This window comes from Cellulomonas sp. Y8 (assembly GCF_008033115.1).
GTDB lineage: Bacteria > Actinomycetota > Actinomycetes > Actinomycetales > Cellulomonadaceae > Cellulomonas.
This window is the reverse complement of sequence record NZ_CP041203.1, coordinates 461,329-477,128: the sequence shown is the minus strand read 5'-3', so window position 1 is coordinate 477,128 and position 15,800 is coordinate 461,329. Positions and strand designations below refer to the sequence as shown.

Genomic DNA, 15,800 nt, shown 5'->3' with positions numbered 1-15,800 from the left:
CCCAAGGGACGTTAGTAATCGACTGATAACATGTCAACCATGGACTTCGAGCACGCCGCCCGGCCCGCCCCGCGCGCCCCCCGGATGTCGGGGGACCAGCGGCGCGAGCAGATCCTCGCCGCCGCGATCGAGGTGTTCGCCGAGGGGGGCTACGCCGGGACGACGACGGACCAGGTCGCGCGCGCCGCGGGGGTGTCGCAGCCCTACGTCGTGCGGCTGTTCGGGTCGAAGCAGCGCCTGTTCCTGGAGGCCTACCGCCACACCACCGAGCGGGTGCTGGCCGCGATGGCCGCGGTCGAGCCCGGTCCGGGTGCGGTGGAGCGCACGGGGCGCGCGTACGTCGAGCTCATGGCCGACCGCGACCTGCTGCGCGTCCTCATGCACGGCTTCACCGCGGAGGACCCGGAGGTGACCGCGCTCGCCCGGCACACGCTCGGCGAGGTGTTCCGGCTGTTTCGGCAGCGGGTCGAGCCGGACGACGCCGACGGCGACGAGACCGCCCGGAGGTTCGTGGCCGACGGCATGCTGATCAACGTGCTGCTCAGCTCGGACGGCTTCGCGCACGCCGGGCAGGACGCCGGCTTCGACGCGCTGCTGCGGTGCTTCGCGCCCGAGGTCGTGGCCGCGGGGACCGCCGCCGCGGCGGGCGACCGCGCCGGGGCGACCGCGTGAGCCCCGCGCGCGACCAGCGCCGCCCCGACCGCCCCCGCCGCCCCACGGCGCCCGACGGCCTGCTCGTCGTCGACAAGCCGCAGGGCTGGACCAGCCACGACGTCGTCGCGAAGGCGCGCGGCCTCGCGGGCACCCGCAAGGTCGGCCACGCCGGCACCCTGGACCCGATGGCGACCGGCGTGCTCGTGCTGGGCGTCGGCCGGGCGACCCGCCTGCTCACCTACGTCGTCGGCGCGGACAAGGAGTACACGGCGACGATCCGGCTCGGCGTGACCACCACGACCGACGACGCGGAGGGCGAGCTCGTCGCGCGCGCCGACGCCGCCGGGGTGACCCGGCCCGCGCTGGACGCGGGGGTGGCGGCGCTGACGGGCCCGATCCAGCAGGTGCCCAGCGCGGTCAGCGCGATCAAGGTCGACGGGCAGCGCGCCTACGCGCGGGTCCGGGCGGGGGAGGACGTCGAGCTGGCCGCGCGGCCGGTGACGATCTCCCGGTTCGACGTGCACGAGGTGCGGCAGGTGCCGGACGCGGACGGGTCGGGCGTCGCCGCGCTCGACGTCGACGTCACCGTGGTCTGCTCGTCGGGCACGTACATCCGCGCGCTGGCGCGGGACCTGGGCCGGGGGCTCGGCGTCGGCGGGCACCTGACCGCGCTGCGGCGCACCCGGGTCGGCGGCTACGGCATCGACGGCGCCCGGTCGCTCGACGAGCTGGAGGCGTGGCCGGCCGACGTGCCGCTCGACACCCTGCCGCTGGCGGACGCCGCCCGGGCGACGTTCCCGGTGCGGGAGCTGACCGAGGCCGAGGCCCGGGCGCTGTCCTACGGCCAGCGGATCCCGGCGACGGGTACCGGCGCGGGCGTGACGGTCGCCGCGCTGACGCCGGAGGGCGCCCTCGCGGCGCTCCTGGAGGACCGCGGCCCGCACGCCCGGCCGGCCCTGGTCTTCGCCGCCGCCACCTGACGGGCTCAGCCCAGCGCGGCGACCACCGACGCGACCCGGCGCTCCCGGGTCGCGTCGGTCCTCGCGCCCTCGACCGCCAGCACGTGCGCGCGCTGCTTCGAGTACGACAGGGCCGCCCACGCCTCGGCCAGCGCGGGCCCGCCCGCGGCGAGCGCGGCCGCCAGGTCCGCCGGGACCTCGACGGTGCGGGGTGCGTCGTCCACCGCGAGGTCGACCTCGACGGGTTCGCCGGCCTCGATGCCCGCGGCGGCCCGGTTCGCCGCCGAGACGCCCACCCAGTACCCGCCCGAGTACGGGGCGATCGACCCGCGGTAGGCGTGCCCGTTGATCGTGACGACCACGGGCACCCGCTTCCCGCGGCCGAGCCCGGCGACGACGTCCTCGGGTACTGCGATGCCGGTGGTCGTGCCCCCGGTGGCGACGAGCGTGGTGCGCAGGGTGACCATGCGGGACCTCCGGGGTCGTGGGCCGCGGCGCGGCCGCGGGCCGAGCGTAGCGCCGCCGCGCGCGAGGCACCCCGCGCGCCGTGGCAGGCTTGTCCCCGCGCCGCGACCCCGCCGGCGCGGGGCGCGCCGCGAGGCGCCGACCGACGGGAGAGCTGGTGCAGCGCTGGACGGACCTCGCGCAGGTCCCCGCGGACTTCGGGCCGTCGGTGGTGACGGTCGGCAACTTCGACGGGGTGCACCGCGGCCACGTCGGCGTGCTGACCCGGATGGTCGCCGACGCCCGCGCGGTGGGCGCCCGCTCGGTCGCCGTGACGTTCACGCCGCACCCGCAGCAGGTGCACCGCCCCGACAGCGCCCCGCCGCTGCTCACCGGCGACGCCGACCGGCTCGAGCTCCTGGAGCAGACCGGCCTCGACGCGGTGCTGCTGCTGACGTACACCCTGGACTTCGCGCAGCAGACCGCCGAGGAGTTCGTCCGCCGGCACCTCGTGGACGGGCTGCACGCGCGCACCGTGGTCGTCGGCCGGGACGTGCGGTTCGGGCGCGGCAACGCCGGCGACCTGGCGACGATGGTCGAGCTGGGGGAGCGGTTCGGGTTCGCGGTCGAGGTGATCGAGGACGTCGCGCCCGACCCGGCCGACGACGACCCCGCCGCCGCCCTCGCCGACCCCCTGCGCCGCCGGTGGTCCTCGACCTGGGTCCGCGAGCTGCTGGTCGCCGGCGACGTCCGCCAGGCCGCCCGCGTGCTCGGCCGCCCGCACCGGATGCGTGGCACCGTGGTGCACGGCGACAAGCGCGGCCGCGACCTCGGGTTCCCGACTGCCAACCTGTCCCAGGACGCGACCGGCATGGTCCCGGCCGACGGCGTGTACGCCGGCTGGCTGCGCCGCCCCGCCGCGCCCGCCGGGTCGCCGGACGCGGTGCTGCCCGCCGCGGTGTCGGTCGGCACCAACCCGACCTTCGCCGGGCTGCAGCGCCGGGTCGAGGCCTACGTGCTCGACCGGACCGACCTCGACCTGTACGGCGAGGAGGTCGTGCTGGAGTTCGTCGAGCGGCTGCGCCCGACCCTGCGGTTCGACTCGGTGGACGAGCTGATCACTCGCATGCACCAGGACGTCGCCGGGGTCCGCGACGTGCTCGCGGGCGCCGCGGGCTGACGACCCGGGCCTGGTAGACTCGCACAGCCGTCAGAACGGCCGCGGACCGAGAGCGCCCGGGTGGACCTGCCCCGGAGCACCGCGCAACGAGACAATCCAGGAGAGTCGTGCCCCTCGACAGCGCCACCAAGAAGTCCATCATGGCCGAGTACGCCACCCACGAGGGTGACACCGGCTCGCCGGAGGTCCAGATCGCGATGCTCACGCAGCGCATCAACGACCTCAACGAGCACCTCAAGACGCACAAGCACGACCACCACAGCCGCCGCGGGCTGCTGCTGCTGGTCGGCCAGCGTCGCCGCCTCCAGGGCTACCTGCAGAAGGTCGACATCGACCGCTACCGCAGCCTGATCCAGCGGCTCGGCCTGCGCCGATGACCGCGTGACCGGCCCGGACCCCCGCGGGGGTCCGGGCTGGTCCTGCGTCGGGCCCCGGTGTCCGGGACCCGACGCCAGCACCACCACCGCACCACTCTCACTCCGCGCCGGTCGACGCGTCCGGTCCTCGGTAGTGGTTCCCGGAACCTGCGTGTCCGGGTGCCTCGATCGAAGACCGCCGTGACCGGTCCGGCGCCTTCGAGACAAAGGAGGGCACCCGTGGAGGGTCCCGAGATCCAGTTCGCCGAGGCCGTGATCGACAACGGTCGCTTCGGCACCCGCACCGTCCGCTTCGAGACGGGCCGCCTGGCCAAGCAGGCCGCCGGCTCCGCGATGGCCTACCTCGACGGCGAGACGGCCCTGCTGTCCGCCACGACGGCCGGCAAGCACCCCAAGGACCAGTTCGACTTCTTCCCGCTGACGGTGGACGTCGAGGAGCGGCAGTACGCCGCGGGCAAGATCCCCGGCTCGTTCTTCCGCCGCGAGGGCCGCCCGTCGACCGACGCGATCCTGGCCTGCCGCCTCATCGACCGCCCGCTGCGCCCCCTGTTCGTCAAGGGCCTGCGCAACGAGGTCCAGGTCGTCGTCACCGTGCTGGCGATCCACCCGGACGACGCGTACGACGTGCTGGCGATCAACGCCGCGTCCATCTCCACCCAGATCTCCGGCCTGCCGTTCTCCGGCCCGGTCGGTGCGGTGCGCATCGCGCTGATCGACGGCCAGTGGGTCGCGTTCCCGCGGTACACCGAGCGCGAGCGCGCGACGTTCGAGATCGTCGTCGCCGGCCGCGTGGTCGAGGGCGGCGACGTCGCGATCGCGATGATCGAGGCCGAGGCCCCGGAGAAGTCCTGGAACCTCATCAAGGACGAGGGCGGCGTCGCCCCGACCGAGGCCGTCGTGGCCGAGGGCCTCGAGGCGTCCAAGCCGTTCATCAAGGCCCTGGTCGAGGCGCAGCAGCAGCTCGCCGCGCAGTCGGCCAAGGAGACCCGCGACTTCCCGACGTTCCCGGACTACCAGCCGGACGCGTACGCGGCCGTCGAGGGCGCCGCCGAGGCGAAGATCCTCGAGGCCATGCAGATCGCGGACAAGCAGACCCGCGAGGGCCGCCTGGACGAGATCAAGGCCGAGGTCCTGGACCAGCTCGCCGGCTCGTTCGAGGGCCGCGAGAAGGAGCTGTCCGCCGCGGTGCGCTCGGTGACCAAGAAGGTCATCCGCCAGCGCATCCTGACCGACGGCTTCCGCATCGACGGCCGCGGCCTGCGGGACATCCGCACGCTGTCCGCCGAGGTCGAGGTCCTGCCCCGCGTGCACGGCTCGGCGCTGTTCGAGCGCGGCGAGACCCAGATCATGGGTGTCACCACGCTGAACATGCTCCGCATGGAGCAGCAGCTCGACACGCTGTCGCCCGAGACGCGCAAGCGCTACATGCACAACTACAACTTCCCGCCCTACTCGACCGGTGAGACCGGCCGCGTGGGCTCGCCGAAGCGGCGCGAGATCGGCCACGGCGCCCTCGCCGAGCGCGCGCTCATGCCGGTGCTGCCGAGCCGCGAGGAGTTCCCCTACGCGATCCGCCAGGTGTCCGAGGCCCTCGGCTCCAACGGCTCGACCTCGATGGGCTCCGTCTGCGCGTCGACCCTGTCGCTGCTGAACGCGGGTGTGCCGCTGCGCGCGCCCGTCGCCGGCATCGCCATGGGCCTCGTGTCCGACACGGTCGACGGCGAGACCCGGTACGCCGCGCTGACCGACATCCTGGGCGCCGAGGACGCGTTCGGCGACATGGACTTCAAGGTCGCCGGCACCCGCGAGTTCGTCACGGCCATCCAGCTCGACACCAAGCTCGACGGCATCCCCGCCTCCGTGCTGGCCGACGCGCTGACCCAGGCGAAGGAGGCGCGCCTCGCGATCCTCGACGTCCTGAACGAGGCGATCGACGTCCCGGACGAGATGTCGCCCAACGCGCCGCGCGTCATCACGGTGAAGGTGCCGGTCGACAAGATCGGCGAGGTCATCGGCCCGAAGGGCAAGATGATCAACCAGATCCAGGAGGAGACCGGCGCCGACATCTCGATCGAGGACGACGGCACGGTCTACATCGGCGCCACCGACGGTCCGTCGGCGGAGGCCGCGCGGGCGGCGATCAACGCGATCGCCAACCCGCACATGCCGGAGATCGGCGAGCGCTTCGTCGGCACGGTCGTCAAGACGACCACCTTCGGCGCGTTCATCTCGCTCTCGCCGGGCAAGGACGGTCTGCTGCACATCTCGCAGATCCGTCGCCTCGTCGGCGGCAAGCGGGTCGAGAAGGTCGAGGACGTCCTCGGCGTGGGCCAGAAGGTCCAGGTCGAGATCGGCGAGATCGACCCGCGCGGCAAGCTGTCGCTGCACGCCGTGGTCGAGGGCGAGGAGGCGGGCTCGGACGAGTCCGCCGCCGCTGAGCCGGCCGACGCCTGACGTGCCGCTGGACCTCCCCCTGGTCGCGCCCGGTCAGCCGGGCAGCGACCTGACCGCCGGGCAGGCGGGTGACGGATCCGTCCGTCGCTCCGTCCTGCCCGGCGGGGTCCGCCTGCTCACCGAGCACGTCCCCGGCGTGCGGTCCGCGTCCGTCGGGGCGTGGGTCGGCGTCGGCTCGCGGGACGAGTCCGACGGGCACCACGGCTCGACGCACTTCCTCGAGCACCTGCTGTTCAAGGGCACCGCGCGGCGCACGGCGATGGACATCGCCGAGGCGTTCGACGAGGTCGGCGGCGAGGCGAACGCCGCCACGGGCAAGGAGCACACCTGCTACTACGCCCGGGTGCTCGACGAGGACCTGCCGATGGCGGTCGACGTCATCGCCGACATGGTGACCTCGGCCCGCCTGGACCGCGACGAGCTCGAGACCGAGCGCGGCGTGATCCTCGAGGAGCTCGCCATGAACGACGACGACCCGAGCGACGTCGTGCACGAGCGGTTCGCGACGGTCGTCCTGGGCGAGCACGCCCTCGGCCGGCCGATCGGCGGCACGCCCGACACGATCCGGGCCGTGCCGCGGGACGCCGTCTGGGAGCACTACCGGCAGCACTACCGCCCGGACACGCTGGTCGTGACCGCGGCGGGCAACGTCGACCACGACGCCCTGGCCGCGCAGGTCGCCCGGGCGCTGGAGGAGGGCGGCTGGGACCTCGCGGCCGGCGCCGCCCCGGCCGCGCGCCGCGGTGCCGCCGGGGCGCAGCCCACGGCGGGCGCCTCCGACGTCACGGTGCGCCGCACGACCGAGCAGGGCAACGTCATCGTCGGCGGGACCGGCCTGACGGCCACCGACCCGCGACGGTTCACGCTCTCCGTGCTGAACGCGGTGCTGGGCGGCGGGATGTCGTCCCGGCTGTTCCAGGAGATCCGCGAGAAGCGGGGCCTGGCGTACTCGACGTACTCGTTCGCGTCCGGCCACGCCGACACCGGCGTCTTCGGCCTGTACGCGGGCTGCGCCCCGGCCAAGATCGACGAGGTCACCGAGCTCATGGTCGCCGAGCTCGAGCGGCTCGCGGACGGCGGCATCACCGACGCCGAGCTGCGCCGGTCGGTCGGGCAGCTGTCCGGCGGCCTGGTGCTCGGCCTCGAGGACTCCGGGTCGCGCATGAGCCGGCTGGGCAAGTCCGAGCTGGTGCACGGCCAGCTGCTGTCCACGCAGGAGTCGCTCGACCGCGTCCGCGCGGTCACGGCCCGCGAGGTGCAGGAGCTGGCCGCCGACCTGGCCGCACGGCCGCGGTCCGTGGTGCGCGTGGGCCCGTTCGGCGGCTGACGCCGACGGCCGTCCGTCGTCACCGGAGCCGGGTCCCCGTCGGGGGGCCCGGCTCCTGCCGTTCCCGGGCTCCCGCACGCCGGACGGGCCGGAGGTCCCGTTCCCCCGCGCGCGGCACGGGACGATGATGAGGGCATGGCCGCCGTCACCTCCGCCCGCCGCTCCGTCGCCGTCGCCCCCCGGTCACCCGGGCTGGTGGAGGCGTTCTGGGTGGCCCGGGCACCCCACGCCGCCCCGCCCCGGGTCGCGCTGCCCGACGGCCGCCCGTCCGCCCGTCGTCCGGCTCGGCGCTCCGGTGCACTGGGTCGACCCGCTGACCCGGGAGGCGGAGTCGATCGGCAGCGTGCTGCGCGGCCCGCGCGTCGTCCCGGGCGTGGTGCTGCCCGCGGGGGACGCCGAGTCCTGGGAGGTCGGCGCGCGGCTCGCGCCCTGGGCGCTGTCGGCGCTGCACCCGGCGGGCTTCCTCGTCGACGAGCACCGGCCGCTGGGCGAGGCGCTCGGCCTGGACGAGCCCGCGCTCGCCGCCGGCATGCGCGCCGCGTGGGACGCCGCCGCCGGGCTCGGCGAGGGCGCCGCGGCCGCCGCCTGCGTCGCCGTCCTCGAGGACGCCCTGGCCGCCGCGGTCCGGCGCCCGGTGCCCGCGGCCGACCGGGACGCCGTCGACCGGGTCGCCCGGTACGCCGACGCCGAGCGCGGCCTGGTCCGCCCGGTCGACCTGGCGCGCGAGGTCGACCGGTCGCTCGCGGGGCTGCACGCGCTGCTCGCCGCGCACGTGGGCCTCAGCCCGTCGGCGTTCCTGTCGACGGTCCGGCTGTCCTGCGCGGTGCGCGAGCTCGGCGTCGACGACCGCGGCGACGCCGTCGGCGTGGTCCGGGTGCTGCGGGCCTACGCGGACGCCGGCTACCCGCAGCGCGAGGTGGAGCGGTTCACCGGCCTGCACGCGCTGGAGCTGCGCCGGGCGGTCCGCGGCATGGAGGACGTGCTCGCGACCGCATGAGGCTCGCATAGGGTGCCGGGGTGAGCGAAGCGATCACGGTGGCCGTGCTGGGCGCGGCCGGCCGCATGGGACGGACCGTCGTCGACGCCGTGGAGGCGGCGCCCGACCTGGAGCTCGTGGCCGCCCTCGAGCACGGCGACGACGTCGGCGCGGTGGCCGCGACCGGCGCGCAGGTCGCAGTCGACTTCACCGTCCCGTCGGTCGCCGAGGCCAACGTGCGGTCGCTGGTCGCCCAGGGGGTGCACGCGGTCGTCGGCACCACCGGCTGGACGCCCGAGTCGCTGGCGCGGGTCGAGGCCGACCTCACGGGGCGTCCGGGCGTGGGCGTGCTCGTCGCCCCGAACTTCGCGCTCGGCGCGGTGCTGGCGATGGCGTTCGCCGCGCGGGCCGCCCGGTGGTTCGAGTCGGTCGAGGTCGTCGAGCTGCACCACCCCGACAAGGTCGACGCGCCGTCCGGAACCGCCCGGCACACCGCGCACGCGATCGCGGCCGCCCGCCGCGAGGCCGGCCTCGGCCCGGTGCCCGACGCCACCACGACGGCGCTCGACGGCGCGCGGGGCGCGGACGTGGACGGCGTCCGGGTGCACGCGGTGCGGCTGCGGGGACTCGTCGCGCACGAGGAGATCCTGCTCGGCAACGCGGGGGAGCAGCTGACCATCCGGCACGACTCGTTCGACCGGGTGTCGTTCATGCCCGGCGTGCTGCACGCGGTCCGGCAGGTCGGGTCCCGCCCGGGGCTGACGGTCGGGCTCGAGCACTACCTGGACCTGGGCTGACCGCGGTGGAGGAGCCCCGGGAGCCCGCAGGCACGCCCGCGCCCGCGTCGCCCGCTCGGCGTCGCACCGGCCTGGTCGCGGCGATCGCCCTCACCGCGCTGCTCGGCCTCTACCTCTGGCTGGTCGCGGGCCGGGCCGTCGCGCTGATCCGCACCGGCGAGCCGGTCGGCGTCGGCCTCGGCGCGGCGTTCGCGCTGCTGCCGCTGCTGGTGCTCGGCCTGGTGGCGCGCGAGTGGCTGCTCGCCGTCGACGTGCAGCGCATGGCCGACACGCTCGCCGCGCGCGGCGAGCTGCCGGTCGACGACCTGCCGCGCAGCCCGGGCGGCCGGATCGACCGCGCCGCGGCGGCCGGCCAGTTCGAGGCGGCCCGTGCGGAGGCGGAGGCCGCGCCCGACGACGACTGGGGCACCTGGTACCGGCTGGCGTTCGCCTACGACGCCGCGGGCGACCGCAGGCGCGCCCGCGCGGCGCTGCGCCACGCGTCGCGGGTCCACCGCGGCCGCGCGCGGGCGGGCGAGGACCCCCGCGGCCTGTCCTGACCCCGGGACCTGCCCCGTCGTCCCTCGTCCGCGCCCCAGCGCCACCGACAGTGGATGGTTGTGACGGACACGCCGACGGCGTGTCGGTCACAACCATCCACCGTCGGGCTTGTCGGGCGTCCCGGGAGCGTGGTCAGGCCGGGGTCAGGTACGCGCGCAGGGCGTCCGCCGGCATCGGGCGCGCCACCAGGAACCCCTGCACCAGCGGCACCCCCGCGGCCCGCAGCGCGTCGAGCTGCGCGTCGGACTCGACGCCCTCGGCGACGACGGTCATGCCCTGCTCGACCGCCATCCGGTGCACGAGCTCGACCAGCAGCGCGTCCAGCGGGTCGTCGAGCATCCCCGCCACCACCGAGCGGTCGATCTTGAGCACGTCGACCGGCAGCCGCGAGACCTGCCGCAGCCCCGACATCGCCCCGCCCAGGTCGTCGAGGGCGATCGGCACCCCGGCGTCCCGCAGCGCGTCGAGGGCCCCGAGCGCCCCGGCGACCTGCGCCTCGGTCGCGGCCTCGGACAGCTCGAGGCGCACGCCGTCGTGCGGCGTGCCCGACGCGTCGAGCGCCCGGAGCACCCGGTCGGCCAGCAGCGGCTCCTCCAGGGCGGCGGGGGACAGGTTCACGTTCACCACGGCCGGGGCGTCGTCGCCGAGGTCGGCGCGCCACGCGGCCCGGTCGGCGCACGCGCGCTCCAGGACCCAGAGGTCGAGCTCGAGCGCCAGGCCCGACCGGGCGGCGCGGTCGAGCGGCACCACCGGGCCGGACAGCCGGCCGTCGGCGTCCCGGGACCGCAGCAGCGCCTCGACCTCGCGCACCGACCCGTCGGCCGTGCCCGCGATCGGCTGGTAGTGCACCTCCAGTGCCGCCAGGTCGAGCCCCGGCAGCGCCGCGAGCCCGGCGAGCCCGACCGGACCGGCGCCCGGACCCGCGCCCGGACCCGCGTCCGCGCCGGCCAGCCGCACCCGGTCGCCGCCCGCCTTCTTCGCGCCGTACATCGCCAGGTCGGCCTCGCGCAGCAGCCGGTCGTGGTCGACGAGCGCGCCGGCGCCGAGCGCCAGGCCGACGGAGACCCGGGAGTGCGCGGGCACCGGCAGGCCCGGGTCGTGGGCCGCGATCGCGGAGCGCAGCACCTCGCCGAGGTCCAGCGCGCGCACCCGCCAGGTGTCGTCGGGGGTCTGCGGGGGCAGCAGGCGGGCGAGCGCGAACTCGTCGCCGCCCAGCCGCCCGACCACGTCGCCGGGCTCCGCCGAGGCCGCCAGCCGGGTCGCGACGGAGTGCAGCAGCGCGTCCCCGAACGAGTGGCCGAGGGTGTCGTTGACCTCCTTGAGCCGGTCGAGGTCGAGGAACGCCAGGACGACGGCGCCGCCGTCCTCGCGCGCGGCCGCGCAGAGCTCCCGGAGGCCGTCGACGAACCGGGCCCGCGAGGTCACGCCGGTGAGGTGGTCGTGCGAGGCCTCGTGCGCGAGCTCCGCGGCCAGCGCCTCCATCAGCGTCGTCGGGTCGAGGATCCCGACCGGGCCGCCGTCCGCGCCGGTGACCATCATGTCCTGGTAGCCGTCGCCCCCGACCAGCCGCTCGGCCGCCTCCGTGAGCGAGGCGCGGACGTCGACCCAGGGCACCTCCCAGCGCGCGACGTCCGCGACCGGCCGCCGCCCCCACAGCGACCGGCCGAACCCGTACCGCCCGGTCATCGTGGTGAGGAAGTCCTTGCGGGCGACCATCCCGTAGGGTCCGCCCACCTCGCGCGGGGCGACGAGGACGGACGAGCCCGTCCACCGGGTGCGGAAGCCGACGTCCACCGCCTCGCAGGAGTCGGTCGGGGCGACGACGACGGGCGCGGAGACCAGGTCGGACAGCAGCCGGCCGCGGTCGGCGCGCCGCCAGGGCGCGCGGGTCTGGGGGGACACGCCCGCACGATCGCCCGGCGCGCCCCTGACCTGAGGCGTCGCCGCGCCCCGTCGTCGGCTGTTCGCGCGCCGTTCACCGCGGGCCGCTCGTCCGGGTGACGCCGCCACCCGGACGGCCGCGGCCGACCACGCGACGCCGGGTCAGATGCTGGCGCCCCAGAGGTGCTCGGTGATCTCCCGCGGGTCGTCCTGCTCGCCGAGCACGCGGGTCGCGCCGACGTCGCCGAGGCCGGCCGACCCGAGGAACTGCTCGCGCGCGGTGTCCCCGGCGACGACCCAGGTCTGCACGCTGGTCGCCCGGTCCTCGTCGCGCAGCAGGTCGACGACGGCCGCGAGCAGCCGGGAGCCGTGGCCCAGCCGCCGCTCGGCGGGGTCGACCTCGAGCGCGAGGATCTCGCCGCCCGGGGTGTCGTCGCCGGACCCGGCCGGGGCGGTGACGGGCGCGACCGAGGCGAACCCGACGAGCCGCGGCCCGTGCATCGCGACCAGCACGCGGTAGCCGCGGCCCGGCGGCGAGGCGATCGCCGCGGACCACTGGTCCGTGATCCGCGCGAGGTCGACGCGGTCCAGCACCTCCTCGCCGACCAGGTCGCCGAGCGTCGCCCGCCACGCGGCGAGCTGCACGGCCGCGACGGCGCGCTCGTCCCCGGGGACGGCGGGGCGGACGGAGACGTCGGCGGTGGCGGCGAGCAGGGGGTCCATGCCGGTCACAATGCCACGTACACCGGCTCCAGGTACTCCTCGATGCCGGCCTCGCCGCCCTCGCGCCCGATGCCGGACGACTTCACGCCGCCGAACGGCGCGCTGGCGTCGGATACCATGCCGCGGTTGACGCCGAGCATCCCCGCCTCGACGCCCTCGGCCAGCCGCATGACCCGGTCGACGTCCTTCGTGTACGCGTAGGCGACCAGGCCGAACTCGGTCGCGTTCGCCAGCCGGAGGCCGTCGGCCTCGTCGCCGAAGGTCACGACCGGGGCCACCGGCCCGAAGATCTCCTCCCGCACGGCGCGGGCGTCCTCGGGCACCCGGTCGAGGACCGTCGGCGGGTAGAAGTACCCGCGCCGGCCCGGCCGCTCGCCGCCGGTCCGCACCCGGGCGCCGTCGTCCGCCGCCTCCGTGACCAGCTCCTCGACCCGGTCGACCGCGGCCTTCTCGATGAGCGGGCCGACCGCGACGTCCGGGGCGGTGCCGGGTCCCATCACGAGACGCTCGAAGGCGGTCGTCAGCCGGTCGGCGAACTCCGCCGCGACCGGCTCCTGGACCAGGAAGCGGTTCGCGGCGACGCAGGTCTGCCCGGCGTTGCGCATCTTGGCGGCCACGGCGCCCTCGACCGCGGCGTCCAGGTCGGCGTCCGCGAACACCAGGAACGGCGCGTTCCCGCCGAGCTCCATCGAGGTGCGCAGCACGTTGCCGGCGGCCTGCTCGAGCAGCGACCGCCCGACCTCCGTCGACCCGGTGAACGACAGCTTGCGCAGCCGGCGGTCGGCGATCACGGGCTCGGTGAGCGCGCGGGACGACGCGGTCGGCAGCACGTTGATCACCCCGGCGGGCAGGTCGCGCGCGTCGAGCTCCGCCCGCACGATCTCGGCGAAGTACGCGGTGGTCAGCGGCGTGAGCTGCGCCGGCTTGATCACGACGGGGCAGCCGGCGGCCAGGGCGGGCGCGACCTTCCGGGTGATCATCGCGATCGGGAAGTTCCACGGCGTGATGAGCAGCGCCGGGCCGACGGGCCGCCGGAGCACCAGCTGGTGGTGCGTGCCCGCGGGCGCCCGGCGGGTCAGGCCGCCCAGGCGCACCGCCTCCTCGGAGTACCAGCGCACGAACTCCGCGGCGTACTGCACCTCGGCGCGCGCCTCGGCCAGCGGCTTGCCGCCCTCCGCGGTGACGAGCGCCGCGAGGTCCTCCGCGCGGGCGACCATCGCGTCGAACACCGCCCGCAGCACGTCCGACCGGGTCCGCGGGGCGACCTCCCGCCACGCCGGGAACGCGCGGTGGGCCGCGTCGAGCGCCGCGAGGCCGTCCTCCGGGGTGGCGTCGGCCACCTCGAACAGCACGTCGGTGGTCGCCGGGTCGGCCACGGCGAACGTGCCCCGGCCGGTGGCGTGCCGCCACTCGCCGTCGATCAGCAGGCCGGTGGGCGTGTGGGCGGCGACGTACGGCGGCAGCGGCGAGGTCATGGGGCCCAGTGTCGACCCGGACCTCGCCGAGCGGCACCCCGAGATCGGCGGGCGGGAACCCTACGATGGCCCCATGACGACGCCCGCCGGACCGATCGAGACGCCGTACGAGGACCTGCTCCGCCTGGTGCTGGAGACCGGCACCCCCAAGGCGGACCGCACCGGCACCGGGACCCGCAGCGTGTTCGGGCACCAGATGCGGTTCGACCTGCAGCAGGGGTTCCCGCTCGTCACCACCAAGCGCGTCTTCGTGCGCGGGCTGACCGAGGAGCTGCTCTGGTTCCTGCGCGGCGAGCGCAACGCCCGCACGCTGCAGGAGAAGGGCGTGCACATCTGGGACGAGTGGGCCGCCGAGGACGGCGACCTCGGCCCGGTGTACGGGGTGCAGTGGCGCTCCTGGCCGACCCCCGACGGCGGGACGATCGACCAGCTGGCGCAGGTGCTCGACGGCCTGCGGCGGGACCCCGACTCGCGGCGGCACATCGTGTCCGCGTGGAACGTCGCGGACATCCCGTCGATGGCGCTCGCGCCGTGCCACGCGTTCTTCCAGTTCTACGTCGCCGACGGGAAGCTCTCCTGCCAGCTCTACCAGCGGTCCGCCGACCTGTTCCTGGGCGTGCCGTTCAACATCGCGTCCTACGCGCTGCTGACGCACATGGTGGCGCAGCAGGTCGACCTCGAGGTCGGGGACTTCGTGTGGACCGGCGGCGACTGCCACATCTACGACAACCACGTCGACCAGGTGCGCGAGCAGCTGACCCGGGAGCCGTTCCCGGCGCCGACGCTGCACCTGGACCGCGCCCCGTCGCTGTTCGAGTACAGCTACGCCGACGTGACGATCGAGAACTACCAGCACCACCCGGCGATCAAGGCGCCGGTCGCGGTCTGACGCCCCCGGCCGCGCGGCGCGTCAGGGCACCCCGAGCCAGCGGAGCAGGGCCGCCGTCGCGGCGGCCAGCAGCACCACCAGGACGAACGGCGCGCGCAGCAGCAGGGCGACCGCCGCGACCGCCAGCGCGGCCAGCCGCGCGTCCAGCACCAGGGCGCCGTCGGTCGTCGCCGTCTGCACCGCCACCAGCGCGGCCAGCAGCGCCGCCGTGACCAGCGCGGCCGTGCGGACCACCCGGGGGCGCTCGAGGACCGCGCGGGGGACCAGGTGACCGGCGACCTTCGTGGCGAGCACGACGACCGAGGCGGCCAGCACGGCCCACCACACCGCGAGGCGGCTCACGGGGTCACCACCGGGGCCTCGTCGTCCTCGTCGCCCCCACGGGCGCGCCCGACTCCGCCCCCGCCGTCGAGCACCCCCACGACCACCGCCAGCGCGGCGGCCGCGAGCACCGGCACCCCGGCCGGCGCCACCGGCGTGAGCGCCAGCGCCAGCAGGGCGGCCGCCGCGGCCACGACGCGCACGGTCCGGGTCGCGCGCCGGTCGTCGCCGGACAGCCGCGGCCACAGCAGCGCGAGGAACGCCGCCCCGGCCGCCGCGTCCAGCCCGTACCGCCGCGGGTCGCCCAGCGCGTCGCCGAGCAGCGCGCCCAGCAGCGAGAAGGCGTTCCACAGCACGAACACCCCCGCGCCGGTCCACCAGAACCCGGCGCGGGTCGCGGCGGGCGTCGGCTGCGCCGTCGCGACGGCCGTGGACTCGTCGATCGTCAGGTGCGCCGCGAGCACGCGCCGCCAGCCGGAGGCGCCCAGCAGCGGGGCCACCTGCACCCCGTAGAGCCCGTTGCGCGCCCCGAGCAGGCCCGCGGTCGCCACGACCGCCCCGATGCCCCCGCCCGCGCCCACGACGCCCACCGCGGCGAACTGCGAGCCGCCGCTGAACATCAGCAGGCTCAGCGCCATCGTCTGCGGGACGTCGAGGCCGGCGGCGACGGACAGCGCGCCGAAAGAGACGCCGTACAGCCCGGTGGCCACCGAGACGGACAGGGCGGTGCGGACGGCCGACCGGACGGCGGGGTCGGACCGGTCCGCGGGGGAGCGGGCGGGCACGCGACGAGGGTAGGACGT

Annotated in this window: 16 protein-coding genes; 10 read left to right on the top strand and 6 right to left on the bottom strand. The window is 76.1% G+C overall.

The window, feature by feature from the left end:
* Window positions 1-39 precede the first annotated feature (39 nt).
* Window positions 40-672, top strand: a complete 633-nt coding sequence (locus FKM96_RS02155) for a TetR/AcrR family transcriptional regulator (protein ID WP_246855155.1) — start codon at window positions 40-42, stop codon at window positions 670-672.
* Window positions 669-1,634 carry a tRNA pseudouridine(55) synthase TruB gene (gene truB, locus FKM96_RS02150; RefSeq protein WP_147793844.1) on the top strand — a complete coding sequence of 322 codons (966 nt, stop codon included), beginning with the start codon at window positions 669-671 and terminating at the stop codon, window positions 1,632-1,634. Before FKM96_RS02155 ends, truB begins: the two co-directional genes overlap by 4 nt.
* Window positions 1,635-1,639: 5 nt before the next feature.
* Here the strand turns inward: truB and FKM96_RS02145 are convergent, their stop codons facing one another.
* Window positions 1,640-2,080 carry a YdeI/OmpD-associated family protein gene (locus FKM96_RS02145; RefSeq protein WP_147793843.1) on the bottom strand — a complete coding sequence of 147 codons (441 nt, stop codon included), beginning with the start codon at window positions 2,078-2,080 and terminating at the stop codon, window positions 1,640-1,642.
* Window positions 2,081-2,235: 155 nt separating this feature from the next.
* Here FKM96_RS02145 and FKM96_RS02140 point away from each other — a divergent pair, with 155 nt between their 5' ends.
* The 7 genes from FKM96_RS02140 (at window position 2,236) to FKM96_RS02110 (ending at window position 9,707) form a co-directional block, all read left to right on the top strand.
* Window positions 2,236-3,237, top strand: a complete 1,002-nt coding sequence (locus FKM96_RS02140; protein WP_147793842.1) for a bifunctional riboflavin kinase/FAD synthetase — start codon at window positions 2,236-2,238, stop codon at window positions 3,235-3,237.
* A gap of 107 nt (window positions 3,238-3,344) precedes the next feature.
* A complete protein-coding gene (gene rpsO, locus FKM96_RS02135; protein WP_147793841.1) occupies window positions 3,345-3,614 on the top strand; it encodes a 30S ribosomal protein S15 in 270 nt (89 codons plus the stop codon).
* A 219-nt stretch (window positions 3,615-3,833) separates the two neighbouring features.
* Window positions 3,834-6,068, top strand: coding sequence for a polyribonucleotide nucleotidyltransferase (locus FKM96_RS02130; RefSeq protein WP_147793840.1), 2,235 nt, complete (start codon window positions 3,834-3,836; stop codon window positions 6,066-6,068).
* 1 nt (window position 6,069) lies between these two features.
* Entirely contained in the window at window positions 6,070-7,395 is a 1,326-nt protein-coding gene (locus FKM96_RS02125; RefSeq protein ID WP_147793839.1) for a pitrilysin family protein, read from the top strand.
* Window positions 7,396-7,690: 295 nt separating this feature from the next.
* On the top strand, window positions 7,691-8,392 hold the full coding sequence (locus tag FKM96_RS20485; protein WP_168216843.1) for a hypothetical protein: 702 nt from the start codon (window positions 7,691-7,693) through the stop codon (window positions 8,390-8,392).
* Between the two features lie 20 nt (window positions 8,393-8,412).
* Window positions 8,413-9,168 carry a 4-hydroxy-tetrahydrodipicolinate reductase gene (gene dapB / locus FKM96_RS02115; RefSeq protein ID WP_147793838.1) on the top strand — a complete coding sequence of 252 codons (756 nt, stop codon included), beginning with the start codon at window positions 8,413-8,415 and terminating at the stop codon, window positions 9,166-9,168.
* Between the two features lie 5 nt (window positions 9,169-9,173).
* Window positions 9,174-9,707, top strand: a complete 534-nt coding sequence (locus tag FKM96_RS02110; RefSeq protein ID WP_246855154.1) for a hypothetical protein — start codon at window positions 9,174-9,176, stop codon at window positions 9,705-9,707.
* A 133-nt stretch (window positions 9,708-9,840) separates the two neighbouring features.
* Here the strand turns inward: FKM96_RS02110 and FKM96_RS02105 are convergent, their stop codons facing one another.
* The 3 genes from FKM96_RS02105 to FKM96_RS02095 form a co-directional block, all read right to left on the bottom strand.
* Window positions 9,841-11,610: a bifunctional diguanylate cyclase/phosphodiesterase gene (locus FKM96_RS02105; RefSeq protein WP_147793837.1), complete on the bottom strand. Its 1,770-nt coding sequence runs from the start codon at window positions 11,608-11,610 to the stop codon at window positions 9,841-9,843.
* Between the two features lie 141 nt (window positions 11,611-11,751).
* On the bottom strand, window positions 11,752-12,312 hold the full coding sequence (locus tag FKM96_RS02100; RefSeq protein ID WP_147793836.1) for a GNAT family N-acetyltransferase: 561 nt from the start codon (window positions 12,310-12,312) through the stop codon (window positions 11,752-11,754).
* 5 nt (window positions 12,313-12,317) lie between these two features.
* Window positions 12,318-13,787 carry an NAD-dependent succinate-semialdehyde dehydrogenase gene (locus FKM96_RS02095; RefSeq protein ID WP_147793835.1) on the bottom strand — a complete coding sequence of 490 codons (1,470 nt, stop codon included), beginning with the start codon at window positions 13,785-13,787 and terminating at the stop codon, window positions 12,318-12,320.
* 73 nt (window positions 13,788-13,860) lie between these two features.
* On the opposite strand from FKM96_RS02095, the gene FKM96_RS02090 reads away from it, so the two are divergent.
* Window positions 13,861-14,676 carry a thymidylate synthase gene (locus FKM96_RS02090; protein ID WP_168216842.1) on the top strand — a complete coding sequence of 272 codons (816 nt, stop codon included), beginning with the start codon at window positions 13,861-13,863 and terminating at the stop codon, window positions 14,674-14,676.
* A gap of 21 nt (window positions 14,677-14,697) precedes the next feature.
* On the opposite strand, the gene FKM96_RS20960 is transcribed toward FKM96_RS02090, so the two are convergent.
* Window positions 14,698-15,018, bottom strand: coding sequence for an AzlD domain-containing protein (locus tag FKM96_RS20960; RefSeq protein WP_147793834.1), 321 nt, complete (start codon window positions 15,016-15,018; stop codon window positions 14,698-14,700).
* On the bottom strand, window positions 15,015-15,782 hold the full coding sequence (locus FKM96_RS20955) for an AzlC family ABC transporter permease (protein WP_147793833.1): 768 nt from the start codon (window positions 15,780-15,782) through the stop codon (window positions 15,015-15,017). Before FKM96_RS20955 ends, FKM96_RS20960 begins: the two co-directional genes overlap by 4 nt.
* Between the last annotated feature and the right edge of the window lie 18 nt (window positions 15,783-15,800).

What these genes read in the sequence shown, in the direction of transcription:
- FKM96_RS02095 (WP_147793835.1), bottom strand. Translation starts at nt 13,787, where the DNA reads ATGACCTCGCCGCTGCCGCCGTACGTCGCCGCCCACACGCCCACCGGC.
- FKM96_RS02155 (WP_246855155.1), top strand. Translation starts at nt 40, where the DNA reads ATGGACTTCGAGCACGCCGCCCGGCCCGCCCCGCGCGCCCCCCGGATG.
- FKM96_RS02145 (WP_147793843.1), bottom strand. Translation starts at nt 2,080, where the DNA reads ATGGTCACCCTGCGCACCACGCTCGTCGCCACCGGGGGCACGACCACC.
- FKM96_RS02090 (WP_168216842.1), top strand. Translation starts at nt 13,861, where the DNA reads ATGACGACGCCCGCCGGACCGATCGAGACGCCGTACGAGGACCTGCTC.
- FKM96_RS02100 (WP_147793836.1), bottom strand. Translation starts at nt 12,312, where the DNA reads ATGGACCCCCTGCTCGCCGCCACCGCCGACGTCTCCGTCCGCCCCGCC.